At 65.1% G+C, this 26281-nt stretch carries 23 protein-coding genes; 10 read left to right on the plus strand and 13 right to left on the minus strand.

What is annotated here, in order from left to right; translation table 11 throughout:
• Nucleotides 1–15 precede the first annotated feature (15 nt).
• Nucleotides 16–648, plus strand: coding sequence for a LysE family translocator (locus tag AAE027_RS03110; RefSeq protein ID WP_370984861.1), 633 nt, complete (start codon nucleotides 16–18; stop codon nucleotides 646–648).
• Entirely contained in the window at nucleotides 641–1519 is an 879-nt protein-coding gene (locus AAE027_RS03115) for an alpha/beta fold hydrolase (protein WP_370984860.1), read from the plus strand. Before AAE027_RS03110 ends, AAE027_RS03115 begins: the two co-directional genes overlap by 8 nt.
• Before the next feature lie 114 nt (nucleotides 1520–1633).
• On the opposite strand, the gene AAE027_RS03120 is transcribed toward AAE027_RS03115, so the two are convergent.
• The 3 genes from AAE027_RS03120 to AAE027_RS03130 form a co-directional block, all read right to left on the minus strand.
• Complete coding sequence (locus tag AAE027_RS03120; protein ID WP_370984859.1) at nucleotides 1634–2518, minus strand: 4-(cytidine 5'-diphospho)-2-C-methyl-D-erythritol kinase; 885 nt, start codon at nucleotides 2516–2518, stop codon at nucleotides 1634–1636.
• A 23-nt stretch (nucleotides 2519–2541) separates the two neighbouring features.
• A complete protein-coding gene (locus AAE027_RS03125) occupies nucleotides 2542–4338 on the minus strand; it encodes a tetratricopeptide repeat protein (RefSeq protein WP_370984858.1) in 1797 nt (598 codons plus the stop codon).
• 324 nt (nucleotides 4339–4662) lie between these two features.
• Nucleotides 4663–6324, minus strand: coding sequence for an electron transfer flavoprotein-ubiquinone oxidoreductase (locus AAE027_RS03130; RefSeq protein WP_370984857.1), 1662 nt, complete (start codon nucleotides 6322–6324; stop codon nucleotides 4663–4665).
• Nucleotides 6325–6459: 135 nt separating this feature from the next.
• Between AAE027_RS03130 and AAE027_RS03135 the strand changes: the two genes are divergently transcribed.
• A complete protein-coding gene (locus AAE027_RS03135; RefSeq protein WP_370984856.1) occupies nucleotides 6460–7269 on the plus strand; it encodes a uracil-DNA glycosylase in 810 nt (269 codons plus the stop codon).
• Nucleotides 7270–7383: 114 nt separating this feature from the next.
• Here the strand turns inward: AAE027_RS03135 and AAE027_RS03140 are convergent, their stop codons facing one another.
• The 4 genes from AAE027_RS03140 to AAE027_RS03155 form a co-directional block, all read right to left on the minus strand.
• Nucleotides 7384–8892 carry a glycosyltransferase family 39 protein gene (locus AAE027_RS03140; protein WP_370990452.1) on the minus strand — a complete coding sequence of 503 codons (1509 nt, stop codon included), beginning with the start codon at nucleotides 8890–8892 and terminating at the stop codon, nucleotides 7384–7386.
• 178 nt (nucleotides 8893–9070) lie between these two features.
• Nucleotides 9071–9952 carry a ribonuclease HII gene (locus AAE027_RS03145; RefSeq protein ID WP_370990451.1) on the minus strand — a complete coding sequence of 294 codons (882 nt, stop codon included), beginning with the start codon at nucleotides 9950–9952 and terminating at the stop codon, nucleotides 9071–9073.
• Between the two features lie 75 nt (nucleotides 9953–10027).
• Nucleotides 10028–10483 carry a VOC family protein gene (locus AAE027_RS03150; RefSeq protein WP_370990450.1) on the minus strand — a complete coding sequence of 152 codons (456 nt, stop codon included), beginning with the start codon at nucleotides 10481–10483 and terminating at the stop codon, nucleotides 10028–10030.
• Nucleotides 10484–10506: 23 nt separating this feature from the next.
• Nucleotides 10507–11682: a PA0069 family radical SAM protein gene (locus tag AAE027_RS03155; RefSeq protein ID WP_128938024.1), complete on the minus strand. Its 1176-nt coding sequence runs from the start codon at nucleotides 11680–11682 to the stop codon at nucleotides 10507–10509.
• A gap of 210 nt (nucleotides 11683–11892) precedes the next feature.
• Between AAE027_RS03155 and AAE027_RS03160 the strand changes: the two genes are divergently transcribed.
• Together AAE027_RS03160 and AAE027_RS03165 are read left to right on the plus strand one after the other, a co-directional pair.
• Nucleotides 11893–14307, plus strand: a complete 2415-nt coding sequence (locus AAE027_RS03160) for a phosphoketolase family protein (RefSeq protein WP_370990449.1) — start codon at nucleotides 11893–11895, stop codon at nucleotides 14305–14307.
• Nucleotides 14308–14311: 4 nt separating this feature from the next.
• A complete protein-coding gene (locus tag AAE027_RS03165; protein ID WP_370990448.1) occupies nucleotides 14312–15514 on the plus strand; it encodes an acetate/propionate family kinase in 1203 nt (400 codons plus the stop codon).
• Nucleotides 15515–15736: 222 nt separating this feature from the next.
• Here AAE027_RS03165 and AAE027_RS03170 read toward each other — a convergent pair whose 3' ends face one another.
• Nucleotides 15737–16576, minus strand: coding sequence for an RMD1 family protein (locus AAE027_RS03170; RefSeq protein ID WP_370990447.1), 840 nt, complete (start codon nucleotides 16574–16576; stop codon nucleotides 15737–15739).
• Nucleotides 16577–16894: 318 nt separating this feature from the next.
• On the opposite strand from AAE027_RS03170, the gene AAE027_RS03175 reads away from it, so the two are divergent.
• Both AAE027_RS03175 and AAE027_RS03180 read left to right on the plus strand, forming a co-directional pair.
• On the plus strand, nucleotides 16895–17470 hold the full coding sequence (locus AAE027_RS03175) for a glycosyltransferase family protein (RefSeq protein ID WP_370990446.1): 576 nt from the start codon (nucleotides 16895–16897) through the stop codon (nucleotides 17468–17470).
• A 63-nt stretch (nucleotides 17471–17533) separates the two neighbouring features.
• A complete protein-coding gene (locus AAE027_RS03180; RefSeq protein WP_370990445.1) occupies nucleotides 17534–18463 on the plus strand; it encodes a bifunctional helix-turn-helix transcriptional regulator/GNAT family N-acetyltransferase in 930 nt (309 codons plus the stop codon).
• 257 nt (nucleotides 18464–18720) lie between these two features.
• Here AAE027_RS03180 and moaB read toward each other — a convergent pair whose 3' ends face one another.
• Nucleotides 18721–19284, minus strand: coding sequence for a molybdenum cofactor biosynthesis protein B (gene moaB / locus AAE027_RS03185; protein WP_370990444.1), 564 nt, complete (start codon nucleotides 19282–19284; stop codon nucleotides 18721–18723).
• A 227-nt stretch (nucleotides 19285–19511) separates the two neighbouring features.
• On the minus strand, nucleotides 19512–20453 hold the full coding sequence (gene ypfJ / locus AAE027_RS03190; protein ID WP_091894186.1) for a KPN_02809 family neutral zinc metallopeptidase: 942 nt from the start codon (nucleotides 20451–20453) through the stop codon (nucleotides 19512–19514).
• Nucleotides 20454–20873: 420 nt separating this feature from the next.
• Here ypfJ and AAE027_RS03195 point away from each other — a divergent pair, with 420 nt between their 5' ends.
• The 3 genes from AAE027_RS03195 (at nucleotide 20874) to AAE027_RS03205 (ending at nucleotide 23319) form a co-directional block, all read left to right on the plus strand.
• Nucleotides 20874–22004 carry a site-specific DNA-methyltransferase gene (locus AAE027_RS03195; protein ID WP_370990443.1) on the plus strand — a complete coding sequence of 377 codons (1131 nt, stop codon included), beginning with the start codon at nucleotides 20874–20876 and terminating at the stop codon, nucleotides 22002–22004.
• 171 nt (nucleotides 22005–22175) lie between these two features.
• Nucleotides 22176–22502, plus strand: a complete 327-nt coding sequence (locus tag AAE027_RS03200; protein ID WP_091894190.1) for a hypothetical protein — start codon at nucleotides 22176–22178, stop codon at nucleotides 22500–22502.
• Between the two features lie 130 nt (nucleotides 22503–22632).
• On the plus strand, nucleotides 22633–23319 hold the full coding sequence (locus AAE027_RS03205; RefSeq protein ID WP_370990442.1) for a glutathione S-transferase family protein: 687 nt from the start codon (nucleotides 22633–22635) through the stop codon (nucleotides 23317–23319).
• Between the two features lie 55 nt (nucleotides 23320–23374).
• Here the strand turns inward: AAE027_RS03205 and AAE027_RS03210 are convergent, their stop codons facing one another.
• The 3 genes from AAE027_RS03210 to AAE027_RS03220 all read right to left on the minus strand — a co-directional run bounded on the left by AAE027_RS03210 (nucleotide 23375) and on the right by AAE027_RS03220 (nucleotide 26265).
• Nucleotides 23375–25384, minus strand: coding sequence for a HAMP domain-containing methyl-accepting chemotaxis protein (locus tag AAE027_RS03210; RefSeq protein ID WP_370990441.1), 2010 nt, complete (start codon nucleotides 25382–25384; stop codon nucleotides 23375–23377).
• A 216-nt stretch (nucleotides 25385–25600) separates the two neighbouring features.
• Nucleotides 25601–25768 (minus strand): YjiS-like domain-containing protein, encoded by a 168-nt coding sequence (locus AAE027_RS03215; protein ID WP_370990440.1) that lies wholly within the window; start codon nucleotides 25766–25768, stop codon nucleotides 25601–25603.
• Between the two features lie 53 nt (nucleotides 25769–25821).
• Nucleotides 25822–26265 carry a nuclear transport factor 2 family protein gene (locus AAE027_RS03220; RefSeq protein ID WP_176945911.1) on the minus strand — a complete coding sequence of 148 codons (444 nt, stop codon included), beginning with the start codon at nucleotides 26263–26265 and terminating at the stop codon, nucleotides 25822–25824.
• Nucleotides 26266–26281: the final 16 nt, after the last annotated feature.

Below are 26281 nucleotides of genomic sequence, written 5' to 3' on the forward strand. Positions count from 1 at the left end.
CGTTACCAAGACAGCATGATCACGACGAATTTCTGGCTGTTCCTCGCCGCCGCTTGTCTCATTGCCGCCATTCCCGGCCCTGGCATCTTCTATGTCGCGGCACGAACCTTGTCGGAAGGACGCATCAGCGGTTTCGCATCGACCGCGGGCACGGCGCTGGGCGGGCTGGTTCATGTGGTCGCGGGCAGCCTCGGCATCTCCGCGATCATCCTGGCCAGCGCCGAACTGTTCGCGGCCGTAAAATTCGTCGGCGCGGTCTATCTGATCTGGCTCGGCATCAAGACGTTTCGCAGCGCCGGCCGGACGCTGTCGCTCGAGAGCGAACCCGTCGGTGACCGGCGCGCATTCCGCGACGGCGTGCTGGTGGAGGCGCTGAACCCGAAGACCGCCGCGTTCTTCCTCGCCTTCATTCCGCAATTCCTGGATCCCGCGGGATCGAACCCCACGGCGCAATTCATCGTGCTCGGTTCGATCTCGGTCGCGCTGAACACGCTCGCCGATGTGGTGGTGGTGCTCATGGCATCAGCGACGCGCACGCAGCTGATCGGAAGGCCGCATCTGATGCGGCGCCTGACGCAAGGCTCAGGCGTCTTCATCGCCGGCCTCGGCCTGTCGCTCGCACTGGCGCGGCGGCCGGCAAATGGCTAGCGCCCCGCAAAGCCACTATTATGAATCGCACGGGCTGCGGCTGCATTATGCCGATTGGGGCAATGACGGCGCGCCCGTCGCCATCCTGGTCCATGGCGGCCGCGATCATGGCCGGAGCTGGGACGTCATCGCAGAATCGTTGCGGCCGCATTTCCACGTGCTCGCGCCCGACCTGCGCGGACACGGCGATTCCGATTGGACCCGAGGCGGCAGCTACGCGCTGACGGAATATGTGTACGATCTTGCCCAGCTTGTCCGCAACATCGCAGCGCCTCAGGTGACGCTCATCGGCCATTCGATGGGCGGCATGGTCAGCCTGATTTTTTCAGGATCATTCCCCGAGCAGGTCGCGAAACTCGTCGTCCTCGACGGCGTGACCATGTTGCCGGACACGCCGAAACCGCCGGTGCATGAGCGCATCGGCAAATGGATCGCCCGGCTCGACAAACTGCATGACCGCACGCCGCGTCGCTATGCGAGCCTCGAGGCCGCAGCCGCGCAGATGATGCTGCACAACAAGCGCCTCGCCCGCGACCTCGCGCTGCATCTCGCCACGCATGGCGCGCGGCGGAACGAGGACGGCACCTATAGCTGGAAGTTCGATCCCTACCAGCGCGCCAGCGCGCCGCACCGGCTCTGGCCGGACGACCACGTCGCGCTGTGGTCACGCATCGCCTGCCCGACATTGCTGCTCAACGCCGGCGAAAGTTTTCTGGCGGGCGCAAAGGCAGCAGGCCTGGAGCGGTATTTTCAGAACGCGCGCATCGAGACCATCGCCGGCGCGGGACACTGGCTGCAGCATGACAAGCCGCGGGAGGTGTTGGGTGCGATCCGGCGGTTTCTCGGGCTCGACGAGGACGGCGCGAGTTAGCTCCGCTGCCGTAGGGTGGGCAAAGCGAAGCGTGCCCACCACTTTCGTCGCGCAACGTGGATGAACGGTGGGCACGGCGCTATGCGCCTTTGCCCACCCTACGGCAGTCGCGCCTCAGCTCAACGTCCCCGCATGCACCCACCAGCCGGGGTGATCGCGCCGGATCTTTTCGGCGGCCGCATGGGCATCAGCCGGCGCGCCATAGATCGCAAAGCACGTCGCCCCCGAGCCGGACATACGGGCGAGCTTAACGCCGGCGGAATTGCGCAAGGCTTCCAGCACCTCGCCAATGACAGGTTCGATGCGCATTGCGGGCGCTTCGAGGTCGTTGGGGACGGTTTCGAGAACGTCGATCCAGTCCGCGATCGACGCACCCTCCTCCGGCCAGGCCGGAGCGCGGATAACGTCGGTGACGCCGACCAGGAGCTCGCCATAGCGCAGGCCCAGCGCCTTGAACACGTCCTTGGTCGCGACTGGCACGCGCGGATTGACCATGACGCAGGGCATGCTCGGCAACGCGAGCGACAGCAGCTGCTCGCCGACCCCGGTCATGTCGCAAGCGCGCGAGAGGAGACACACCGGCACGTCCGCGCCGGTCGCGAGCGCGACCTTCTGAACGCGGGGATCATCGAGCGACACATCGTTGAGACGCGCCAAGAGCCGCAGCGCCGCCGCGGCATCGGCCGAGCCACCGCCGATGCCGGCTGCAACCGGGAGCACCTTGTCGAGTGCGAAGGCGCCCAGCTTCAGGCCGGGCACAGCCTCCGCGAGAAGCTTGGCGGCCTTGAGCACGAGATTGTCGGCGGTTTCGCCGCAAGCTGCCGCCAGCGGTCCGGTGGTGGTGAGCTTCAGCTCGCCACCCGGCTCCAGTGTCAGCCGGTCGGCGCAGTCGGCAAACGCAACCACGCTTTCAAGATCATGATAGCCGTCGGCACGACGGCCGACGACACGAAGGCTCAAATTGACCTTCGCCCGTCCCTCTTCAATCAACGCCGACATCGGCGACACGCCCCCAACAAACCTCAGCCGCCCTTGCCGTCGTCCTTCTTCTTCTCGGCCTGCGCCGCTGAAGAGTTCGAATTGTCGTCCGAGAGGCCATTGGCGATCTTGGCCTCGATCTTCGGCAGTTCTTCCGGCTCGGGCTTGAGATCGCGCGCATGCGACCACTGGAATTTGGCTTCCAGCGTGCGGCCGACGCGCCAGTAGGCGTCGCCGAGGTGATCGTTGATGGTGGGATCCTCGGGCTTGAGATCGATCGCGCGCTCGAGGTTCTTTACCGCCTCCTCGTAATTGCCGATGCGGTAATAGGCCCAGCCGAGGGAGTCGACGATATAGCCGTCGTCGGGACGCTGCTCGACGGCGCGCTTGATCATCTTCATGCCTTCGTCGAGATTCACGCCCTGGTCGATCCAGGAATAGCCGAGATAGTTGAGGACGTGCGGCTGATCGGGCTGCAGCTCCAGAGCCTTCTTCATGTCGGATTCGGCCTTGGCCCACTGCTTGGAGCGCTCTTCGCAGATGCCGCGATAGTAGTACCAGACGCTGTTGGCCTTATCGTTGCCGGCCGGCAGCACATCGATGCCTTGCGAATAGGTCGCACCGCAATCGCCGAACTTCTTGCGGCCGCGCTCGATGTTGCCGAGCGCCATGATGGCTTCGAGATCCTTGGAATCCTCCGACGTGACGCCCTTGAGGATCTTGATCGCCTCGTCGGTGCGGTCGGCGGAATCGAGGTCAATGGCGAGCTGGATCTGCGCGTTGCGCTTGAGCGGCGAGGACGAGGGCACGCGCTCATAGACCTTGATCGCCATCTGCGGCCGCTTCACCGATTCATAGAGATCGGCGAGCGAGAGCAGCGCCAGCGGATGGCTGGGCTGGAGGTAGAGCGAGAGCTGGAGATAGACCAGCGCTAGATCCTCGCCGCCGCGGCGGGTCAGCGTGGCGCCGATACCGTAGAGCGCTTCGGCGGCGCCGGCTTGCGCGGAATCGACGAGCGGCGGCATCTTCTTGCCGGCCTTGGTCTCGCGCAGGCCTTCCACGATCAGCGGATGGCGGGCGAGCTTCTTGTCGAAAGCCTGGTAGACGGTGGTCGCGGCGGCGGAATCCTTGTTGCGCGACAGCCAGCGCGCATAGGCCTCGGTGACGCGCAGCATGGAATCGTCGAGCTTGTAGGCGCGCTCGAAGCGGGTGCCGGCGTCCTTCTCCTTGCCGGAGAGCTCGAGGATCATGCCAGCATGGAGGTCCTTGAACAACGGATACCATTCCGGGCCGGCCAGCTTGTCGATGGTAGCGACACCGCCCTTGGCGTCGCCCGCACCATAGGCGGCCCAGCCCGACAATAGCGTGGCGACGAGATCGGTGATCGGACCGCGGATCGACTGGTTGATGTTGGTTTGCGCCGTCGTGTACTTCTTCAGCTTGAGATCGTGCACGCCGACGACGAGCCGCGCGACGCGGTTGGTCTTGTCGATGGTGAGGATGCGCTCGGCGAGCTTGACGGCCTCGTCGATGTCGCCATCGGCGACCGAGGAGATGAAGGCGCGGTCGAGCAGTTCGTTGTTCTTCGGATCGGTGCGCAGGGCCGAGCGGTAGAATGCGGCGGCGGAGGAGGCGTCGCGCTCGACGCTGGCGTGGCGGGCGGCGAGATAGCTGCCGGCGCCGGTGAGCGACTTCAGATCGTTCCGGGTCGGAAACTGCGCCGCCGTGTTTTCCGGGTGATCCGGCGTCTGCGCCAGGACCGCGCCGGGGACCGCGACGAACGCGGTGCCCATGAGGGCGATGGCGGCAGCAGTCCAGCGGTTGAAACGATTTGAAAACATCAGGGCTCGCCTTGAGTTGGTAGTGCCTGGGTCTGCAGCAGAGGGCCGTATCGCATGCGAACGCGGCCGGTGGCATCGGGACCCGGAACCGTCAGGCCGACAATGCCGCTTTTGGCGCTTCGCCGCAAGGATTCGGACCGGGCGATCCCCGCCGCACGCCCCAAATCGGTCAGGTGAATCGGCCAAGAGCGCCCCAAGACGCCGCTACTATGGCCTTATCGTGGCCGCGGGCTGCCCCCGCGGCCCGGTTCTCACGCGAACGTGCGTCACATTGCCGGGGTCGCGTAACCTTGGTCCCATCGGCGCTGGCTGCACGTTCCTGGCTTACATTGCCTCGTAATTCGGACCGCCACCGCCCTCCGGGGGAACCCAGGTGATGTTGCCGTTGGGGTCCTTCACGTCGCAGGTTTTGCAGTGGACACAATTCTGGGCGTTGATCTGGAAGCGTGGGCCAGAACCCTCCTCAATCCACTCATAGACGCCGGCCGGGCAATAGCGGTTCGAAGGACCGGCGAACACGTCGTGCTCCGAGGTCTTCTGGAGGTTCATGTCCGAGACCTTCAGATGGATCGGCTGGTCCTCCTCGTGATTGGTGTTGGACAAAAACACCGAGGACAGCTTGTCGAAGGTGATCTTGCCATCCGGCTTCGGGTAGTTCTTCGGCGCGTGGCTCTTGGCCGGATCGAGTGTGGCGCGGTCATGCTTGCGATGCGATTGCGTGCCGAACAGCGACGCGCCGAACAGCGTATTGCACCACATGTCGAAGCCGCCGAGCGCGACGCCGAGCACGGTGCCGAACTTCGACCACAGCGGCTTGACGTTGCGGACCAGGAACAAATCCTTGCCGACCGACGACGTGCGCCAGGCATTCTCGTATTCGACGAGCTCGTCATTGGCGCGCTCGGCGGCGACCGCCGCGGCGACGTGCTCGGCGGCGAGCATGCCGGTGCCCATTGCATTGTGCACGCCCTTGATGCGCGGCACGTTGACGAAGCCGGCTGCGCAGCCGATCAGCGCGCCGCCGGGGAAGCTCAGCTTCGGCACCGACTGATAGCCGCCCTCGGTGATGGCGCGCGCGCCGTAAGCGAGCCGCTTGGCGCCTTCGAAAGTGCCGCGGATCGAGGGATGGGTCTTGAAGCGCTGGAATTCGTCGAACGGCGACAGATAGGGATCGTCGTAATTCAGATGCACGACGAAGCCGACGGCGACGAGATTGTCGTCATAGTGATAGAGGAACGAGCCGCCGCCGGTCTTCATATCGAGCGGCCAGCCAAACGAATGCTGGATCAAGCCCTTCTGGTGCTTGGCGGGATCGATCTGCCAGACCTCCTTGAGGCCGATGCCGAACTTTGGCGGCTCGGCCTTGGCGTCGAGTGCGAATTTGTTGATGAGCTGCTTGGTCAGGCTGCCGCGGGCGCCTTCGGCAAACAGCGTGTACTTGCCGAGCAATTCCATGCCGCGGGTGAAGGAATCTTTCGGCTTGCCGTCGCGGCCGATGCCCATGTCGCCGGTGGCGATGCCCTTGACCTTGCCCTCCTCGTCATAGAGCACTTCGGCCGCCGCAAAGCCCGGATAGATCTCGACGCCGAGCGCCTCGGCCTTGCGCGCCAGCCAGCGGCAGACATTGCCGAGCGAGCCGATGTAGCAGTGATGATTGTCCATCAGCGGCGGCATCATGAAATTCGGCAGCTTGATCGCGCCGGCGCCCATCATCCAGTAGAAGCGGTCGTCCTTCACCTGCGTCTTCAGCGGGCAGTCGGAATCATCGCGCCAGTCCGGGATCAGCTTGTCGAGCCCCGCCGGATCGATCACGGCGCCGGAGAGAATGTGCGCGCCGACCTCGGAGCCCTTCTCCACCACGACCACGTTGAGATCGGCGTTGAGCTGCTTCAGCCGGATCGCAGCCGACAGGCCCGAGGGGCCGGCGCCGACGATGACGACGTCGAATTCCATGGATTCGCGCGGGGGAAGTTCTTCGGTGCTCATCTGATCTCAGCCCTTGAGACGGTCCTTGGTCGATTGCGCCCTCTTGTTTCCGATTTTTCCGGGTAGGACAACCTCGGAATCGCGTTCTGCCGGGATGCAAGGCCGCCCAAGGTGATATAATAGTCAAACTTTCCCATGATCCCCGAACCCGCACCCACCGTCCGCGAGCTTCTCGCCTTCTATCTGGAGGCCGGTGTCGACTGCGCGCTCGCGGAGGAACCGATCGACCGCCTGGCGGAATTAGATGCCCCGCCACCGGCCCCGCGCATGGCAGCGCCGGTCGAGCCATCGCGGCCGGTCGCTGCGCCGACGGTCCTGCGCGGCGAGGCCGCCCCTGCGCCCGACGTCGCGATCGCTTCCGCACGCGAGGCGGCGCGGACCGCGCCGACGCTGGAGGCGCTGCGCGAGCTGATGCAGAGTTTTGAGGGCTGCGCGCTGAAGCATACCGCGACGCGGCTGGTGTTCGCCGACGGCAATCCCAAGGCGCGCATCATGTTGGTCGGCGAGGCGCCCGGGCGCGACGAGGACATCGAGGGATTGCCCTTCGTCGGACGCAGCGGCAAGCTGCTCGACCTCATGATCGGCGCGATCGGGCTCAACCGCACCACCTCCTATATCGCCAACGTCATTCCCTGGCGGCCGCCCGGCAATCGCACCCCGACGCCGCAGGAGACCCAAATCTGCCTGCCCTTCATCCAGCGCCAGATCGAGCTGGTGAATCCGGACGTGCTGGTGACGCTCGGCAATCCCTCGACGCAGACGCTGCTGTCGACGCGCGAAGGCATCATGCGCACCCGCGGCCGCTGGTTCGACTACGACACCGGTCAGCGCACCATCCGCGCGCTGCCGACTTTTCACCCGGCGTACCTGCTCCGCTCACCGTCCTACAAGCGGTTGGCTTGGCAGGATCTGCGCGCGGTCGCAAAGGTGCTGGCGGGCACGTGAGGGGCGGAATGCTCCCTCCCCGTCATTGCGAGCGGAGCGAAGCAATCCAGACTGCCTCCGCGGAAAGACTCTGGATTGCTTCGCTCCGCTCGCAATGACGACGGAGAGACCGCGCTAAGTCCCCTTCGGCCGCACGATGGCCCAGCCGATGCGCAGCAGTTGCTGGCGGCCGTTCACCAGCCATTCGAAGGCGCGCGGGACCTCCGGCACAATCCCCGGGAAGCGCTTGAGGATCTCCGGCGGCGGGGTGCCTGCGGTATCCGCGGCGCGCCAGACCACGACGCCGCCGGTCTCGCTGAACTTGGTCTGATTCATCCACGGCGTGCGCGCCGGGTCGGCGTCGATGAAGAGATGCGGCCGCCCGGAATGCAGCGTGATCAGGCTCGCAAGCTGGGTCTCGCCGGCGACCGCGCGCAGGCGATGGCTGGTGCGGCGGGCGAAGCTCTCGTCGAAGAAATCGGAGATCGCGCGCGCCGGCATCGAGGTCGCGATCTCGCCGGTGCCGGTCCAGGGCATGACCAGGACGGCGAGCGCGACGCCCGCAGCCGGCGCCACGACGGCGGCGGCCCATACCATGCGCAGCATCCGCGCGCGGCGCATCGCGATGAGATCCCCTGCGGCAACCACCACGACAAGCCCGGACATGACGAGCACGACACCGGCGCCACCGGCGGCGGATTCCAGCCCAAGCAGACCGGAGATCAGCACCGCGCCGAGCGGCGGCGCCAGCGCGAAGAAATAGACGAAGTTGCGCGCGAGCGGCTCGACCGGCGGGCGATAGATGATCGGGGCTTCCTCGCCCTTGTCGGCGAACATCCCAGTGTTGAGGAAGGTCAGCGCCGGAATCGCCGCCGCCCCAAGCACGAGCCCGCCGAGCAGCCAGGCTGCGTGCAGGGCGCGGGCGCTAAGCTCCGAAACCTGCGGCAAGGCCGGCATGGTCAACGTCTCGGCCCGCATCAGCCACATCGCATAGGGTAGCGCCAGCACGGCAACGACGATCAGCGCAAACAGCGGATCGAGCCCCCATAGCGTCCTGCGGCCGCGCGCGGTCGAGATCGCGAAGACGACGATCAGCAGGAGGAGGAAGATCGCGGCGGGCGTCGTGAGCAACAACAGGCCGGCTTCGATCGACCAAGCGAACCAGGCATTGCCGCGGCGCTGGCCGATGATCTGCCAGGAGTGCAGCAGCAGCAGCGCCCAAAGCGGTCGCGCCAGCACCAGCGGGCCGAAGTCGAGCGCGGACGAGGAGAAGGCCAGCACGGTCATGGTCAGCAGCACGGCGAGCACAGCCTGCTGGGAGCCGACCACGGCGCGAGACAGATGAAAGAGCGCGATGAAGGTCGCGATCTCGCAGAGCTGGGCGAGCACGTAGACGCCGAACATGTGACCGCCGGCGGCGCGATAGGCAATGTCGGCTAGCCAGATCGGCAAGGGAGGGCCGAGATCGGTGCCGACCTGGTACTCGCGGCCGAAAGCCAGCAGCGTCGCAAGGGTGCCGGGCGGGCTGCGGTAGAACACCAGCGCCACGAACAGCCACATCGCCGCCTGAAGCAACACCGCGATCCACACGATCAGCCGCGGCCGGGCGCGAATGAGCTCGATGACCAGGGAGGTAAACCGCATGCAAGGTCCGAAAGATGCAGCCAACCCGTCCAGCCGGCCCTATTCGCTCACATCTGTTTTGATAAAGGGCGCGGCGCGTCGTGGCAACTTCGGTCTGCTGCCTCTCCCCGACAGTGTCTCTGCCCCCCTCTCCCCGCACGCGGGGAGAGGCAAAGAGGCCGCAGCGAAAAACGGAGTCCTAGAGACCTGTGGAGGCGCCGGCTTCGACACCCGCCTCCACCTCCATCTCGACCTCGGTGACGGAGAACAGATCCTGCACCGGCTCGACGGTCCAGGGCATATGCTTGGCGCGGGCGGCCGCGACGGGGGCGAAGAAGCGGCGGTGGTGGATGGAGGGGCCGAGGCGGTCGAGGGCGTCGAGATGCTCGGGCACGGCGTAACCCTTGTGCTGCTCGAAGCCGTAGCCGGGGCAGTCTTGCGCCAGCGCGCACATCAGCCGGTCGCGCGTGACCTTGGCGACGATGGATGCCGCCGCAATCGACAGCACGATGCCATCGCCGCCGATCACGGCCTCGCAGTCGCATTCCGTATCGAGCCGGTCGCGGCCGTCGACGAAGACGTGGCGCGGCGTCTCGGGCAACGCCACCACGGCACGCTTCAGTGCCCACAGCGAGGCGCGCAGGATGTTGTCGCGGTCGATCCGCGCGGGCGAAGCCACGGCAACCGAGACCTGCGCGGTGGCGCAGATCTTGTCGAACAGCTTTTCGCGCTCCTCTACCGTCAGCCGCTTGGAATCGTCGATGCCACGCGGAATGCGGTCGGGATCGAGAATCACCGCGGCCGCCACCACTGGGCCGGCCAGCGGGCCGCGGCCGGCCTCGTCGCAGCCCGCGACCGGCCAGACGCCGCGCTTGATCAGCGCGCGCTCCCGACGGAAGCTCGGCGGCGCTACGGCGATGATGCCTTTCGGGCCGGCGCTCTTGCCGGCTAAAGCCTCAACCTCCGAAGGCTTAGTTTCCGACTTCTTGGCTTGCGAGGCCTTGGCAGGCGCGGCCTTCTTCGCACCGTTCTTTTTTGGCGCGTCTTTGGCTGGCTTCGTCGCGGACTTGTCCCGAATCATGGCCGGGATCGTGCGCAAGGGACGTCGCCAGCGCAACTGGGAACCCCAGATAATTCCCGTTATTCAGGTTGCCCTCTACTCCCCCAGATGCACCCGCCGGTCGTCGCCGACATCGATGCCGGGCGCGACCACGACCTCCCACGGATGCCCGTCCGGGTCCGTGAAATAGCCTGCATAGCCGCCGTAATCGGTCTCGTGCGCCGCTTTCAGCAGCGCTGCGCCCTTGTCGACAGCGAAAGCCAGCACCGCATCGACCTCCGCGCGCGTCCGGCAGTTCCAGGCGAGCGTCATCCCACGAAAGGTCGACGGCCTCGGATTGTCCGGCAACGCCGCGTCGGCAGCGAGCTGATCCCAGGGATACAGGGCGAGCACCGGACCACCGGTATCATAGAAGGCGACCGCCTCACCGGTCACCTTCAGCCGGCGCGAGAAACCGAGCGCGTCGTAGAAAGCGATGCTGGCGCGGATGTCGCTGACACCGAGCGTGATGACGGTCAGCCGCGGCACCGGCACGGTGAGTTCCCTAACCATGCTACCCCTCGTCCACTTCCCGATCAGAACAGGCTGAGCTGATCGCCGTTCCGCTTCGGCCGTGCGAAGTGATCCGTGGTCAGCTTGGAGCGCCGTTTGTTGAGGCCGAGCCTGTCACAGGCGATCTCGAAGCGGCGGCCGATGGTCCAGGCCATCGGGCCGGTTCCTTTCATCCGCTCGCCCCATTTTGCATCGTAGTCACGGCCGCCGCGCATGTCGCGGATCAGCGTGAAGACGTGGCGGTAGCGGTCCGGATAGTTCGCCATCAGCCATTCGCGGAACAGATCGCGCACCTCGAGCGGCAGCCGCAGCAGCACGTAGGAGGCTTCCTTGACGCCGGCATGGGCTGCGGCATCGAGGATGCGCTCGATCTCGGAATCGTTCAGCGCAGGGATCACAGGCGCGACCATCACGGTGGTGGGAATACCGGCGTCGGAGAGCTGCTTCAGCGCCTCCAGCCGCTTCGGCGGCGTGGAGGCCCGCGGCTCCATGGTGCGCGCAAGTTTTGGGTCGAGTGACGTCACCGAGATCGCGACCTTGGCGAGATTACGCTTGGCCATCCGCGCGAGAATGTCGATGTCGCGCACAACCAGCGCCGACTTGGTGACGATGCCGACCGGATGGCCGGTGCGCTCCAGCACCTCGAGGATGCCGCGCATGATCTTTCGCTCGCGCTCGATCGGCTGATAGGGATCGGTGTTGGTGCCGATCGCAATCATCCGCGGCTCGTAGCCGCTTGCTGCGAGCTCCTTCTCGAGCAGCGCCGGCGCCTCGGGCTTCACGAACAGCTTCGACTCGAAGTCGAGCCCCGGCGACAGGCCGAGATACGCATGGGTCGGCCGCGCGAAGCAATAGACGCAGCCGTGCTCGCAGCCGCGATAGGGATTGATCGAGCGGTCGAAGCCGATGTCGGGGGAGTCGTTGCGGGTGATCACTTTGCGCGAGGTGTCGACGGCAACCGTGGTCTTGAACGGCGGCAGCTCCTCCAGGCTCTGCCAGCCATCGTCGAAGGCGACGCGCGCCTCGGCCTCGTAGCGGCCGCTGGCATTGGATTGGGCACCCCGCCCTCGCCTGCGGGCGCGGTCGATGGCGACGCCAAGCTCGGGAAAATCGGCAGGAAAATCAGAAGGCGCACCCGCCGGCTCGGAGGGCGCCGTGACCGGCGGGTGCTTGAGGGCACGAGAAGATGCTCGACTCATGAAGCCAACATAGCATCCGAACGGAACAAATCAAGAACAAGAACAAAAAACGCGAAAACAACCCCATGCACAGTAGCGCTGCCCAAACTTCGGGCGCGCACCCTTGACCTCAAGCAACACCGGCGCCGCGGCGATCCCGTTTCATGGCGAAGGGATCAATCGCGCCGGAACAATGTTGGTGACGATCGCTGGGTGAAGGTCGGCAAGAACATGACAAGTCAACGACAATTGCGCGCCGCGAGCAGCGAACTCGATCTCCTCGATCGCTACTGGCGTGCCGCCAACTATCTCTCCGTCGGGCAAATCTATCTCCTCGACAATCCGCTGCTGCGCGAGCCGCTGCGGCCCGAGCACATCAAGCCGCGCCTGCTCGGCCATTGGGGCACGACGCCCGGTTTGAACTTCATCTATGCCCATCTCAATCGCGTCATCCGGGCGCTTGACCTCAACGTGATCTACGTATGCGGCCCCGGCCATGGCGGCCCGGGCATGGTCGCCAACACCTATCTGGAAGGCAGCTACAGCGAGATCTATCCTGACATCGCCCGGGATGCGGACGGATTGCGCAAGCTGTTCAGGCAGTTCTCCTTCCCCGGCGGCATTCCGAGCCATGCGGCGCCGGAAACGCCGGGCTCGATCCACGAGGGCGGCGAGCTAGGCTATGCCCTGGTGCACGCCTATGGCGCAGCATTCGACAATCCCGACCTCATCGTCGCCTGCGTCGTCGGCGACGGCGAGGCCGAAACCGGCCCGCTCGCGGCGTCCTGGCACTCCAACAAGTTCCTCAACCCTGCCCATGACGGCGCGGTGCTGCCGATCCTGCATCTCAACGGCTACAAGATCGCCAACCCGACCGTGCTCGGGCGGATGCGGGACGACGAGATCCGCGATCTCTTCCGTGGGCTCGGCCACGAGCCGCTGTTCGTCGCGGGCGACGATCCCAAATTGATGCACCAGGCCATGGCGGACGCGCTCGACGTCGCGCTCGCCAGCATCCGTTCAATCCAGCAGCACGCGCGCGATGGGCGCAGAAACGTCGAGCGGCCGTGCTGGCCGATGATCGTGCTGCGCAGCCCTAAGGGCTGGACCGGCCCGAAGGAGGTCGACGGCAAGAAGGTCGAAGGTTTTTGGCGCGCGCATCAGGTCCCCGTTGCGAGCTGCCGCGAGAACCCGGCGCATCTGAAGCTGCTCGAGGACTGGATGCGCAGCTATGAGCCGGACAAGTTGTTCGACGCCGGCGGCGCGTTCATTCCCGAGCTTCAGGCGCTGGCGCCCGAAGGCCAGCGGCGGATGGGCGCCAATCCGCATGCCAATGGCGGTCTGTTGAAGAAGGAGCTGAAGCTGCCGGATTTCCGCGGCTTCGCGGTCGATGTGCCGCAGCCCGGCGGCGGCGTGGCGGAAGCCACACGCGAGCTCGGCAAATTCCTACGCGACGTCGTCCGCCTCAATGCCGAGGTGCGCAACTTCCGCATCATGGGCCCGGACGAGACGGCATCAAACCGGCTCGATGCGGTGTTCGAGGCCACCGAACGCGTCTGGATGGAACCAACCGAACCTTACGACGTACATCTCGCGCAGGACGGCCGCGTGATGGAGGTCCTGAGCGAGCATCTCTGCCAGGGCTGGCTCGAAGGCTATCTGCTCACCGGCAGGCACGGCTTGTTCTCCTGCTATGAGGCCTTCATCCACATCGTCGATTCCATGTTCAACCAGCACGCCAAATGGCTGAAGGTGACGCGCGATCTGCCCTGGCGCCGCCCGATCGCTTCGCTCAACTATCTCCTGACCTCGCATGTCTGGCGCCAGGACCATAACGGCTTCAGCCATCAGGATCCTGGTTTCGTCGATCTCGTCGCCAACAAGAAGGCCGATATCGTCCGGATCTATTTCCCGCCTGATACCAACACGCTGCTGTGGATCGCCGATCATTGTCTGCGCACCTACAACCGCATCAACGTGATCGTCGCCGGCAAGCAGCCTGCGCCGCAATGGCTGTCGATGCAGGAGGCGACCACGCATTGCGATGCCGGGATCGGCATCTGGACCTGGGCCGGCACGGAGGACACAAACGCAGAGCCCGACGTGGTGATGGCCTGCGCCGGCGACGTGCCGACACTGGAGACGCTCGCCGCCGTCGACCTCTTGCACAAGGCGCTGCCTGACCTGAAGATCCGCGTCGTCAACGTCGTCGACCTCATGACGCTGCAGCCGAAGGAGCAGCATCCGCACGGCCTGTCCGACCGCGATTTCGACAGCCTGTTCACATCGGACAAGCCGGTCATCTTCGCCTACCACGGCTATCCTTATCTCATTCACCGGCTGACCTATAACCGCACCAACCATGCCGGCCTACATGTGCGCGGATTCGCCGAGGAAGGCACCACGACGACGCCGTTCGACATGGTCGTGCTCAATGAGCTCGACCGCTACCATCTCGCGATCGAGGCGATCGAGCGCGTCCCGGGGCTTGCGACCAGGGCTGCGCAGGTCAAGCAACAGTTCCGCGACAAGCTGATCGAACACTCCCGCTATGTCCGCGAGCATGGCGAGGACATGCCTGAGGTCCGCGATTGGATCTGGCCGAATAGCGCCGGCGGCAACACGCCGGCCAAAGCCGGCGACTGAAGCCATGTCGGACACTGTCCTTGTGCTCAACTCCGGATCATCGAGCATCAAGTTCGGCCTGTTCGAGCTGCCGGTGTCCGGCCCCGACCTGCTCTGCAACGGCTTGCTTGACGAGCACGAGGCAGCGCCCCGGCTCGTGGTGAAGAGCCCAGCGGGCGAGAATCTGTTCGAGACGAGGAAGGACTCGTCGGACACGGACAGCGGTCATCTGTTCGCCGACGTGCTGACCTTCATCGACGAGCGATTTGGCGAGCGTCGTCTGCGCGCCGTCGGTCACCGCATCGTCCACGGCGGTCCGGATTACTCAGGACCCGTCGCGCTGACGGACGACGTCTACGCCAAGCTGGCGGCCCTGACCCCGCTTGCTCCGCTGCACCAGCCGCGTTGCCTCGAGCCGGTCCGCACCATCCAGGCGATCCGCCCCGGTCTGACGCAGATCGCCTGTTTCGACACCGCCTTTCATCACAGCATGGCCCAGCCCGCGAGCCGGTTCGCCATTCCGAGGCGCTATGAGGAGCGCGGTGTCCGGCGCTACGGGTTTCACGGCCTCTCCTTCGAATATGTCGCGGGGCGCCTCGCGGCAATCGCGCCGCAGCTCGTCGCAAAGCGCACCGTCATCGCGCATCTCGGCAATGGGGCGAGCCTGTGCGCGCTGCGCGATGGCCGCAGCGTCGACACCACGATGGGACTGACACCGCTCGACGGCCTCGTAATGGGCACGCGCTGCGGCACGATCGATCCCGGCGTGCTGCTCTATCTGCAACAGCACCAGAACATGTCGGTCGAGGACATCCAGCATTTGCTGTATCTCGAGTCCGGCCTGCTCGGCGTCTCCGGCATCTCCGCGGACATGCGTACGCTGCTGGCAAGCCGCGAGACTGCGGCGCGCGAGGCGGTCGATCTGTTCGTTTTCCGGGCGGCGCAGCAGATCGCGATGATGGCGACCACGCTTGAAGGATTGGACTGCCTGGTCTTCACCGGCGGCATCGGCGAGCATGCGAAGGAGATCCGTAGCGCGATCGGCGAACGTCTTAGCTGGCTCGGTGTGAGCATCGATGCCGCGGCGAATGATGCCGCGCGCGAGCGCATCAGCCGGGGCGATAGCGCTGTTGAGGTGTTCATCATTCCAACGAATGAGGAACTAACGATCGCGCGGCATTGTGCGGCGGTACTGCAGACAATAGAGTCTTATCCGATTAGCCCGTGATGGCCGCCAATCCGTTATTGCGAGCAATCCAGACTGGCTCTGCGGCGGGACTCTGGATTGCTTCGCTCCGCTCGCAATGACGACGAATGCGGCAAAGCAACGCATCACAACGCACCGGCGATTATGCGGCGACAACCCCTCACCGAAGTGAGCTTGTGTCGACCAGCGTCGCCGCCCTCTCCCGCAAGGGGAGAGGGCACTGCAATGCGCAGTCGCTCGCTATTAATGCGTGCCCGACCATATCTGGAAACACCCGATCGCGATCTCGATCACGATCAGCACCACAATCGCGATTTCGAGGCGGAGCGAGCGCTGGGTGTCGATGATGTCGGTCAATGCGTTAGCGGTCTCCGACACTGCTGTGAGCTTGCGCTCGAGCGTGTCGAGGCGCTCCTTCAGCTCATACTCGTCCTCGAGACGGGCGTAGAGCCGGTCGAGCTCGGGCTTCTCCCAGAGCACGTCGGGTTTCTCGGCGACAGCAACACGGCCCGCGACACGCTGTTGGACGAGAAGCGCATTGCCGATCAGCTGCAAAATACCCTTGCGCCGGCGCGGCGTACGGCCGCGCTCGGCGAGCTCCCGCGCAAACGGCTCGATCACGTCGAAGACCGCCGCGACGCGCCGCTCGTCGCGCGCCAGCGACGTGCTCTTGGCGAGCGCATCCGCGATCAGGAGCAGCCGATCGTCGGAGAATTTGGCGAGGCAGATCGGCCCGCCCGGCTGGATCGCCTCGAGGTTCTCGTCCTTGCAGAGCTGCGCCTGCGCGGTCTCTTCCTCATGAGGACTGAACTCGCCGATCACCCGCGGCTTCAAGCTGTCGATCAGCACCTTCTCCTCCGAGGGCAGAAGTCCGATCAGCACCACGACGCCGTAACGGAAGATCACGACAAGGCCGGCATGGACGCGGAAGGCGGCCGGCGTCGAGGACACCAGCGTGCCCATCTCGAGGCCGGAGGCATTGATGCGGTCGCCCAGCATCAGGGCGCGGACCCGCAGGGTCGGCGCGGCGTCCTGCTTCGGCGTTGCTGCCGTCGCGTTAACGGCGAGTTGATCGGCGTTCATGCAAAGCCTCCGTCAGCACCAATCAGCACCCAAGTCGCACATCATCCCCGTTCGACGGTTGGTGCAACCCATCCTCTACTTGGACAGTTGCCCTGGGCCGCGCAATATCGTCGTCGGACTCCGGGTTAATACGGGCCGGACGAGCTTGTGCCGGAACATTCGACCAAAATACCATTCCGCACGCGACACATTTGGCTGCGAGTTTACCATTGCGTGCCGAAGCCCCGCCGAAAAGTTGCACTCGGCAACGCCACGTGTTTATGACAACATCATGAAAAGCTACGCTTCTTCCGAAGTGCAGATATTGAAGCTTCAATCATGCTGAGCGTCATCATTCCGACCGAAGGCGTCGAGCAGACGGCAGTCGCAACGCTGGCCGCGCTCGTCCCCGGCGCCGCGGCCGGCATCATCCGGGAAGTGCTCCTGGTCGACGGCACCCGCAATGGCGTCATTGAGCGCGTCGCCGACGTCGCAGGCTGCCGCTTCATCGGCTTCGAGGGCTCCTCGCGAGGGGCCGCGCGCGCCGCCGGCGCGCTTCAGGCCCGTTCGCCGTGGCTGATGTTCCTCCCCGCCGGCGCGGTGCTGGAAACCGGCTGGATCGAGGAGACCACCCAGTTCATCCAGGCCGTCTCGAGCAGCGGCCGCGATCGAGCGGCGGTGTTTCGCTATGCGCGCTCACCCTACGCCGACACCGGGCTCGGCGACATCGTCCGCGCCGTGGCGCGCAGGCTCGTCGGTCCCCTCGGCGATCAGGGGCTTCTGATCGCGCGTGATCATTATGACCGGATCGGCGGCTACCCGCCGCAGGCCCGCCGGTCCGAGGCACGGCTGCTCCGGCGGCTCGGCCGCTCGTCCCGGACCATGCTGCGCAGCCGGATCGTCATGGTTGGCTGAAGCCACCAAATACTTGCCAACGTCAAATAATTATTTGACAATGGCAAGTATCGAGGTGACCCCATGTCATTTGAAGCTACCGACGACCACATCGCAGCGGTCCGCGCCTTCAACCGCTTCTATACCCGCAAGCTTGGTGTGCTCGACCAGCATCTTGGAAAAACCCCGTTTTCGCTCAGCGAGGCCCGGGTGCTCTATGAGCTCGCGCATCGCGACGACCTCGCGGCCAAAGAGATCGGAAACGAGCTTGGTCTCGACCCCGGCTATCTCAGCCGCATCGTACAAAGCTTCGACGAAAAGGGGCTGATCACGCGAAGGCCCCTGCCCGCAGATCGCAGGCAATACCAGCTCAGCCTCACCGCCAAGGGCCGCCAGGCCTTCGCCAAGCTGAACCTGAGCTCGCAAAATGAGGTCGCCGCCATGCTGGCTCAGCTTTCTACCAGCGATGCAACGCGACTCACGCAGGCGATGGCGACCATCGAGGCCGTGCTGGAGCAACGTCGAAGCCAGCCCGCGGCTTTCATGCTGCGCAGCCATCGCGTCGGTGACATGGGCTGGGTCATCTCCCGACAGGCCGCCGCCTACGCCGCGGATTACAACTGGGATATCAGCTACGAGGCGCTGGTCGCCGAGATCTGTGCACAGTTCATCAGGAACTACGACGCCGCGCGCGAGCACTGCTGGATCGCGGAAGTAGGTGGCGAGCCGGTCGGCTCGATCTTTCTGGTCAAGGCCACGGACGAGATCGCCAAGCTGCGCCTCTTGCAGGTGGAGAAGAAAGCGCGGGGGCTCGGCATCGGTCGCGCGCTGGTCGAGCAATGCATCCAAGGCGCACGCGAGAGGGGCTACAGCAAGATGACGTTGTGGACGCAGAGCATCCTTGTCGCCGCGCGCGGCATCTATCAAAGTGCAGGCTTCAAGCTCGTGAAGGAAGAGAAACACCACAGCTTCGGTGCCGATCTGGTCGGGGAGACCTGGGAGCGGGATCTCTGACGAGCTTGCTGCGGAAGAAATGCACGTTGCGGCGAGATTCACGTTGATGTGCCCTCTCCCCTTGCGGGAGAGGGCGGCGACGCTGGCAGACACAGACTCGCTTGGGTGAGGGGTATGTCTCCGAACTCTCCGTGCCGATAGAGACCCCTCACCCTCACCCGTCTCGCCGCTACCGCGGCGATCCACCCTCTCCCGCAAGGGGAGAGGGGAAGAGGCCCGCGCCTAGCTCAGCGGAGGGAGCGTCAAAGCAACCGCGCTCACACCGTCGCGCCCTGCGCCTTCGGCCGGCGCAGATGCTCGTCCAGCCTTGGCATGATCTCGACGAAATTGCAGGGCCGCGTGCGGTAGTCGAGTTGGGCAGCCAAGATGCCGTCCCAGCCGTCGCGGCAGGCGCCGGGCGAACCTGGCAGGCAGAAGATGTAGGTTGCGCCCGCGACGCCCGCAGTGGCGCGGCTCTGGATCGTCGACGCGCCGATCTTGGCGTGGCTCAGCATATGGAACGCGATCGAGAAACCATCCATGCGCTTCTCGAACAGCGGCTCGATCGCCTCCGGCGTGACGTCGCGCCCGGTGAAGCCGGTGCCGCCGGTGGTGATGACGACGTCGATGCCGGCATCCGCGATCCAGCGGCGGATCACGTTGCGGATCGCCTCGACGTCGTCGGTGACGATCTCACGCGCGGCGAGCTTATGGCCGGCAGCCAGGAGACGGTCGGCCAGCGTCTGGCCCGACTTGTCGTCGGCGAGGACGCGCGTGTCGGAGACGGTGAGCACCGCGATATTGAGCGGAACGAACTGCTTTGTTTCGTCGATGGAGGCCATTGTATCGCACCTTCTATCCCGCCCACCGCCGTCATCCTGAGGCGCTCGCGCTGCAGTGCAAGCGCACCGAATGGGGAGCCTCGAAGGATGGACCACGGGCTCCGCCATCCTTCGAGGCTCGCCGAAGCGGCGAGCACCTCAGGATGACGCCACTACTTCTGAATCCTCAGAAGCGCAACCGCGCAACATAATTCGTGCTGCGTTCCGTCCGGGGCACGAAGCCTTCGTTACAACGCCCCGGCACCGAACGTGTTGCAGGCCTGCACTGAGCCCTGCTGATAGCCGGTCATGAACCACTGCTTGCGTTGCGCCGCCGAGCCATGGGTGAAGGAATCGGGCACGACGCGGCCCGTCGCCTGGCGCTGCAGCGTATCGTCGCCGATCGCGCTCGCCGTGGTCAGCGCGGCGTCGATGTCGCCGGGCTCGAGGAAGTTCGGGCGCTTCTTGGCCTCGCGGTTGACCCAGACGCCGGACAGGCAGTCGGCCTGCAATTCCACCTTCACCTGAAGCGCATTCGCCTCGGCCTTGCTGCCGGCCTGCTGCTGCAGCCGCGTCACGCGCGGAATGATGCCGAGCAGGTTCTGGATGTGATGGCCGGCCTCATGCGCAATGATGTAGGCGGTGGTGAAGTTACAGGCGGACTTGCCGGAGCAGCCGCGGAAGCGCGTCTCGACCTCTCGGAAGAAGCCGGTGTCGAGGAAGATGGTGCGATCCGGCGGACAATAGAACGGCCCCATCGCCGACTGCGCCATCCCGCAACGGCCGCCATTGGTGGCGTTGCGGAACAGTACGATCTTCGGACCGGTATAGGACTGGCCGCTGGCCTGGAAGATCTCGCTCCAGCGATCGTCGATCTCGCCGAGAATGCCGGAGATCATGCTGCCCATCTCGTCGGTCGGTGCGCCGCGCTTGCCGGAGGAGGCCTGGCGGTCGGTCTGGTAGGTCGGCGCATGGCCGCCGCCGGTGAGGATCTCGGCGCCGCCGATCAGGATGCGCGGGTCGATGCCGAAGGCGTAGCCGACCAGGCCGAGTATGATGATGGTGCCGATGCCGAGCCCGCCGCCGCCCATCGGCAGCCCGAACCCGCCTCCTCCGCCGCCGCCAAACCCACCACCTTCGTCGCGACGATCCTCGATGTCGTCGCTGCGGCGGAAGTCATCGTAACGCATGGCGGCCTTTCCCCTGGGGGTCCCTGGTATCGTCGGCTTCGTCGGGCGCATGAGCGCCAAGCTCAACGCGCCACACAGGTAAAATTTCCGTTGCGTTTATCAATATCGTGGCCGGCAAAAATTGCCTAGTGCGACACCATGCCGATGCCAGCAATTTTTTCCGAGGGTCGAGCAATTTTTTCCGAGAGAAATTTGGATCTTTTCTGAAGCCTCGACTGCTCGCGTGAGGCGAAGAAGCACGAAATGCACTGTAAAACGCGGCGAATGCGCGCAACGTCCCGCACACGAGGCGCGATGCGGAGGCTGCTCACGAAAGCGGCGGGTTAAGTCGATTTTTACTTTGCCGCTTCAATGTAACGGTCAGTCGGTTGTTTGGTCCCGCGTCGCCGACAGCGTCGCCTGAGTCAGAGTTCTTGAGTCATGGTAGAGTCGCGTCGCGGGGCGTCTGCAAGGGCGCCCCGCACAAATTTTGAGTCCCCTTCGCATCGCATCATCCTCGGCGATTGCGTCGCCGAGATGTCGAAGCTTCAGGCCGGTTCGGTCGACCTCGTGTTCGCCGATCCGCCCTACAATCTCCAGCTCAAGGGCGATCTCAAGCGCCCTGACGAATCCCATGTCGATGCCGTTGACGACGAGTGGGACAAGTTCGATTCGTTCTCCGCCTATGACGATTTCACCCGCGCCTGGCTGCTTGCCGCCCGCCGCGCTATGAAGCCGTCGGCGACGATCTGGGTGATCGGCTCCTATCACAACATCTTCCGCGTCGGCGCCATCATGCAGGACCTCGGCTTCTGGCTCCTGAACGACATCGTCTGGCGCAAGACCAACCCGATGCCGAATTTCCGCGGCCGCCGCTTCACCAACGCGCACGAGACCATGATCTGGGCCGCGCGCGACGAGAAGGCCAGGGGCTACACGTTCAACTACGAGGCCCTGAAAGCCGCGAACGAGGACGTGCAGGCGCGTTCCGACTGGCTGATCCCGCTCTGCACCGGCGAGGAGCGCCTCAAGGGCGCCGACGGCAAGAAAGTTCATCCGACGCAGAAGCCGGAGGGCCTGCTCGCGCGTGTGCTGCTGTCCTCATCCAAGCCCGGCGATCTCGTGATCGATCCTTTCAACGGCACCGGTACCACCGGCGCGGTCGCAAAGCGTCTCGGCCGCTCCTATATCGGCTTCGAGCGTGACAAGACCTATGCGAAGGCAGCCGAAGCCCGCATCGCGGCGGTCGAGCCGCTGCCGGAAGAGAGCCTTGCCCCATTCATGACCGCGCGCGAGGCGCCGCGGGTCGCGTTCTCCGAGCTGATCGAGCGCGGCATGATCATGCCCGGCACGAAACTGTTCGACTCCAAAAAGAAGCTCGGCGCTCTCGTGCGCGCCGACGGCGCCATCATGTTCGGCGACAAGGTCGGCTCGATCCACCGCATCGGCGCCGTGGCGCAAGGCTCGGCCGCCTGCAACGGCTGGACCTTCTGGCACGTCGAGACCAAGAAGGGCCTCAAGCTGATCGACGAGCTGCGCGCGGAGATCCGCGCCGGCATGGCGGCGGAGTAATCCGATCGTGATCTCGTAGGGTGGGCAAAGCGAAGCGTGCCCACCATCTTGAAGCCGTCTAGGACCCGGTGGGCACGGCGCTTCGCGCCTTTGCCCACCCTACAGCTGCTTGAATGCCGCCACAGCCAGGACTAGATTCGCCCGATCAGTCTCGTCCCGACCGGTCCTCCCATGCGACGACAGTCCGAGACATTGCTGCTGGTGCCGCTGCTGCCGATCTTCCTGCTCGGCATGTTTCCAATGTTCCTGATCGCGCTCTTGGGATTTTTCGGCCTCGCCTTGTTCGGCGTGCTCGTGGTCTGTGTCGGGCTCGCCAGCAGCAACGAGGCCCACGACAATTTCAATCACGACGTCATCGTGCACGGTTACGCGCGCGGAACGGAGCGCAAGGCGCGGGCGTCCGATATGCATCTCGCCACGCGACTCGGCCTGCGCCTGGAAGCGGTCGGCGCGGCGATGATCATTACGGCGGCGATCGGCCTCTGTTACGCCGCCTGATCTGCGCTGCGCGCAGATACCGCCCGGCAAACTCGCCGGTTGCGCTTCCGAAAGGTTCGGGCAAGACAAGCGGCCTCGCTGCAATGATGCTGCGCTCGCTCTCGGCAACAACCCCCTGGGGAGATGATCGATGCTCAAGTTCTATTTCAACGGATCGCCGAACCCGACCAAGGTCGCGCTTTATCTCGAAGAGTCCGGCCTGCCCTTCGAGCCGGTCGCGGTCGACACCCGCAAGGGCGAGCAGTTCTCGCCGGAGTTCCTCAAGATCAATCCGAACAGCAAGGTGCCGGCGATCGATGACAATGGCACCATCGTGTTCGACTCGAACGCCATCCTGCTCTATCTCGCCGAGAAGACCGGAAAATTCCTGCCCGCCGCCAGCGTGCGCGGCGAGACTTTGTCGTGGCTGATGTTCATCGCGACCGGCGTCGGGCCCTATTCGGGTCAGGCCGTGCACTTCAAGCATTTTGCGCCGAAGGACCAGAACCACGACTACGCCCATAACCGCTACCAGTACGAGACCGATCGCCACTACAGGGTTCTCGACGGTCACCTCAAAGGCCGCCGCTACATGGTCGGCGACGACTATTCGATCGTCGACATGGCGCTGTGGGGCTGGGCGCGGATGGTGCCGTTCAAGCTCGGCGACGACGCCTTCGCGCGATACCCGAACGTGAAGCGGCTGGTGGACGAGATCTCGGCGCGGCCCGCGGCGGCGCGCGCCATCGCCTTGAAGGACAAGTTCACATTCAAGGCCGAGATGGACGAGGAGGCGAGAGCCAACATGTTCAAGCACATGAAAACGAAAGTGGCCTGATCGCGCGCCGTTCTTCGAGGCCACGCACATGCGCGTGGCCTCTTGCTTTTAAAGCTCAGGCGGCGTGAACCGTCTCCAGGAACCTGGCGACTTCGATCTTCAAGCGGTTGCTGTCGGCCGACAGCGAGCGCGCCGCCGAGAGCACCTGCGATGAGGCCGAGCCGGTCTCGGAGGCCCCGCGCTGCACGTCGCCGATATTGGTCGAGACGCGCTGGGTCCCGTGAGCGGCCTGCTGCACGTTGCGCGAGATTTCCTGCGTGGCGGCGCCCTGCTCTTCCACGGCAGCGGCGACCGCTGAGGAAATCTCCGACAGCCGCTCGATGGTGCCGCTGATCTCCCTGATGGCGCCAACCGATTGCTCGGTGGCGGCCTGGATGTTCGCAATCTGCTGGCCGATCTCGCCGGTCGCCCTCGCCGTCTGCTCCGCGAGCGCCTTGACCTCGGAGGCGACCACGGCAAAGCCGCGGCCGGCTTCGCCCGCGCGCGCGGCCTCGATGGTGGCGTTGAGCGCGAGGAGATTGGTCTGGCCGGCGATGGTGCTGATCAGCTCGACCACGTCGCCGATCCGGGCGGCCGCCTTGGAGAGCTCGCCGACGCGGTCATTGGTCCTGCTCGCCTGACCGACGGCCTCGCCCGCGATGCGGGCGGATTCCTGCACCTGGCGAGCGATCTCGCTCACCGAGGAGGACAGCTCCTCGGTGGCGGAGGCGACCGCCTGCACGTTGGCGGTGGCTTCCTGCGATGCGGATGCCACTTCGGTCGACAGATCCTGGGCCCGCGAGGCGGTCGTGGTCAGCGTGCCGGCAGAGGCTTCCAGCTCGTTCGACGCCGACGACACGGTATTGACGATCTCGCCGACGGCCTGCTCGAACTGGTCGGCGAGCCTGACCATGTCTTTCTTGCGGCTCTCGGCCTGCCGCGCCTCGAGCTCGGCCTGCTCGGTGCGCATGCGCTCGGTGTCGATCATGTTGTCCTTGAACACCTGGATCGCCTTGGCCATGTCGCCGGTCTCGTCGGCCTTGCCGCGCCCGGGAATCTCGGTGTCGAGATCACCGCCGGCCAGCCGCCCCATCGCACGCGTCATCGAGGTCAGGGGACCGACGATGCTACGGGCGATCAGGAAGGCGACGATGCCGCCGAACAGGATGGCGAGACCGCCGGCGGTCTCCTGAACGGTCGTCGTGCTGGCGATCACGGCTGCGGCATGGTTGCGCGATTCCTGATAGTCCTTCTTCAGCGTCGTTTCTGCGGCCTTGAGTTTGCCGATGCTCTCGACGATGAGGGGCGCGAGGTTCTTGTGATAGATCTCGTCGGCCTGAAGCATCGCGGCCGATGTCGTCTCGAACGCGGATTTATAGATTCCGAGCGAGGTCTTCACCGGCGCGAGCGTGGCGCGCAAGTCCGCGGCCTGCGGGCTTTTCTCGATCGCCGCGAGCCGTTGCGCTGCCCTGTCCACACTCGCCCTGAAATTCGCCGGTCCCTGCGCGTCGCGCAGGGCCAGGAAACGCCAGTTTGCGACCCGGACAAGGAGGATCCTGGATTCGAGGTCGGCGACCAGGGCCGCGGTGTCTTCATCGACGGCGGCGCGCGCCGCATCGACCAGCTTGCCCATCTTGACGGCCAGCTCCTCCCCGCTCGGCAGCAGGGTCGCCTTGCCCGTTCTCGCCTCGTTGACGGCATCCCCGAGATTGTCACGCAGGCGTCGCATCTTGGCGATGTCGCCGATGAGGCCGTTGTAGAGGGCTCGCCGCTCCTCCGAGAGCGTGCCCTTCGCCCCGACCTGCAACAGCTCGGTCGCCGCGGTCTCCCGCTCTTGCGCCTCTTTCATCGCGGGTTCGTTGGCGTCGTATACGTAACGCAGATTGGCGCGCTGGATCGCCTGAAGATGGGTCGATATCTCCAGCACCCGCGCCGTGCTGTCCGAGAGCGCGGACTGCCTTGCGACCTGATCCTGCACCGCCCGCAAATTCCAGACGGCGACCACCGCCATCACCAGACCGACCGCCACGAGGGCCATGAAGCCTGCGTACAGGCGTCCCCTGATCCGCAAACGAAACTTCGACATTCCCACTGTCCACCCAGATGCATTTCACTTCGAGCGGCCGAACGATTCCGGCGATCGTCACCGGCCACCCCGGCAGCCGCGTGTCGCGTCTTTGCGACTCACGCTGCACCGCGACACAATGGGGGACACTCGTTAATTGAACCTTCCAATTGTTCGCGCAGAGCCGCGGCAGCGCCGACAAAACCTGCTGATTTTGTCGGCAGTTGCTCCCGCTTCCTACTTCCGCCGGACAGGCTTCTCCAGCTCGTACGCGATCTCCGCCCGGGTCATCCCACAGTCCTGAAGCTCCCGTTCGGTCATGGCGGCGAGCTGACACCGTGCCCGAGACCGCTCGCGTCTGATACGGATCAACTCGACCAGCGCCTGCCAGGCCCGCACGATCATCACCGGCTCTGACGGACGAGATCGGCCGACGGACGTGACGCGGCTCAAGTTCGTCAGCTCGCAGCCCCCGCGCCCGCTTGCGGAAAAGGACCGAGCGCCCTCTCGGTCAGGACCGAGTCGCAATATTCCCGGATCTCCTTGATCTTGCCGTCCTCCAGGCGAAACACGAGACAATAGTCGTTGTCGTAACGGACGCCTTCGGGCGTGACGTTGTCGCCCTTGGCTTCCACCACGACGATGTCGCCATCGGCAATGAAGCGGTGGGCGACCGTGCGCGTGCGGTCACGCAGGCGGGTGCGGACATAGCCGTGCAGATCGTTGAGGATCGCCTCCTTGCCCGCAAAGGTGCGCGACCAGGAATACTGGCCGGTCACGACCCATTTGGCATCGTCGGCAAGGCTCGCGGCGAACAGCGCACGATCGCGCGCGGCGGGATCAGGGTTGGCGGCGGCGGCAAAGATATCCTGCATCAGTTTCTTGTTGGCGCTCGCGCTCATGGCGGCATCTCCGTTT

This window comes from Bradyrhizobium sp. DN3, from assembly GCF_041357655.1.
Lineage (GTDB): Bacteria > Pseudomonadota > Alphaproteobacteria > Rhizobiales > Xanthobacteraceae > Bradyrhizobium.

Coding starts and splice junctions, on each gene's coding strand:
- AAE027_RS03110 (WP_370984861.1), top strand. CDS start 16: ATGATCACGACGAATTTCTGGCTGTTCCTCGCCGCCGCTTGTCTCATT.
- AAE027_RS03115 (WP_370984860.1), top strand. CDS start 641: ATGGCTAGCGCCCCGCAAAGCCACTATTATGAATCGCACGGGCTGCGG.
- AAE027_RS03120 (WP_370984859.1), bottom strand. CDS start 2,518: ATGTCGGCGTTGATTGAAGAGGGACGGGCGAAGGTCAATTTGAGCCTT.
- AAE027_RS03125 (WP_370984858.1), bottom strand. CDS start 4,338: ATGTTTTCAAATCGTTTCAACCGCTGGACTGCTGCCGCCATCGCCCTC.
- AAE027_RS03130 (WP_370984857.1), bottom strand. CDS start 6,324: ATGAGCACCGAAGAACTTCCCCCGCGCGAATCCATGGAATTCGACGTC.
- AAE027_RS03135 (WP_370984856.1), top strand. CDS start 6,460: ATGATCCCCGAACCCGCACCCACCGTCCGCGAGCTTCTCGCCTTCTAT.
- AAE027_RS03140 (WP_370990452.1), bottom strand. CDS start 8,892: ATGCGGTTTACCTCCCTGGTCATCGAGCTCATTCGCGCCCGGCCGCGG.
- AAE027_RS03145 (WP_370990451.1), bottom strand. CDS start 9,952: ATGATTCGGGACAAGTCCGCGACGAAGCCAGCCAAAGACGCGCCAAAA.
- AAE027_RS03150 (WP_370990450.1), bottom strand. CDS start 10,483: ATGGTTAGGGAACTCACCGTGCCGGTGCCGCGGCTGACCGTCATCACG.
- AAE027_RS03155 (WP_128938024.1), bottom strand. CDS start 11,682: ATGAGTCGAGCATCTTCTCGTGCCCTCAAGCACCCGCCGGTCACGGCG.
- AAE027_RS03160 (WP_370990449.1), top strand. CDS start 11,893: ATGACAAGTCAACGACAATTGCGCGCCGCGAGCAGCGAACTCGATCTC.
- AAE027_RS03165 (WP_370990448.1), top strand. CDS start 14,312: ATGTCGGACACTGTCCTTGTGCTCAACTCCGGATCATCGAGCATCAAG.
- AAE027_RS03170 (WP_370990447.1), bottom strand. CDS start 16,576: ATGAACGCCGATCAACTCGCCGTTAACGCGACGGCAGCAACGCCGAAG.
- AAE027_RS03175 (WP_370990446.1), top strand. CDS start 16,895: ATGCTGAGCGTCATCATTCCGACCGAAGGCGTCGAGCAGACGGCAGTC.
- AAE027_RS03180 (WP_370990445.1), top strand. CDS start 17,534: ATGTCATTTGAAGCTACCGACGACCACATCGCAGCGGTCCGCGCCTTC.
- moaB (WP_370990444.1), bottom strand. CDS start 19,284: ATGGCCTCCATCGACGAAACAAAGCAGTTCGTTCCGCTCAATATCGCG.
- ypfJ (WP_091894186.1), bottom strand. CDS start 20,453: ATGCGTTACGATGACTTCCGCCGCAGCGACGACATCGAGGATCGTCGC.
- AAE027_RS03195 (WP_370990443.1), top strand. CDS start 20,874: ATGGTAGAGTCGCGTCGCGGGGCGTCTGCAAGGGCGCCCCGCACAAAT.
- AAE027_RS03200 (WP_091894190.1), top strand. CDS start 22,176: ATGCGACGACAGTCCGAGACATTGCTGCTGGTGCCGCTGCTGCCGATC.
- AAE027_RS03205 (WP_370990442.1), top strand. CDS start 22,633: ATGCTCAAGTTCTATTTCAACGGATCGCCGAACCCGACCAAGGTCGCG.
- AAE027_RS03210 (WP_370990441.1), bottom strand. CDS start 25,384: ATGTCGAAGTTTCGTTTGCGGATCAGGGGACGCCTGTACGCAGGCTTC.
- AAE027_RS03215 (WP_370990440.1), bottom strand. CDS start 25,768: ATGATCGTGCGGGCCTGGCAGGCGCTGGTCGAGTTGATCCGTATCAGA.
- AAE027_RS03220 (WP_176945911.1), bottom strand. CDS start 26,265: ATGAGCGCGAGCGCCAACAAGAAACTGATGCAGGATATCTTTGCCGCC.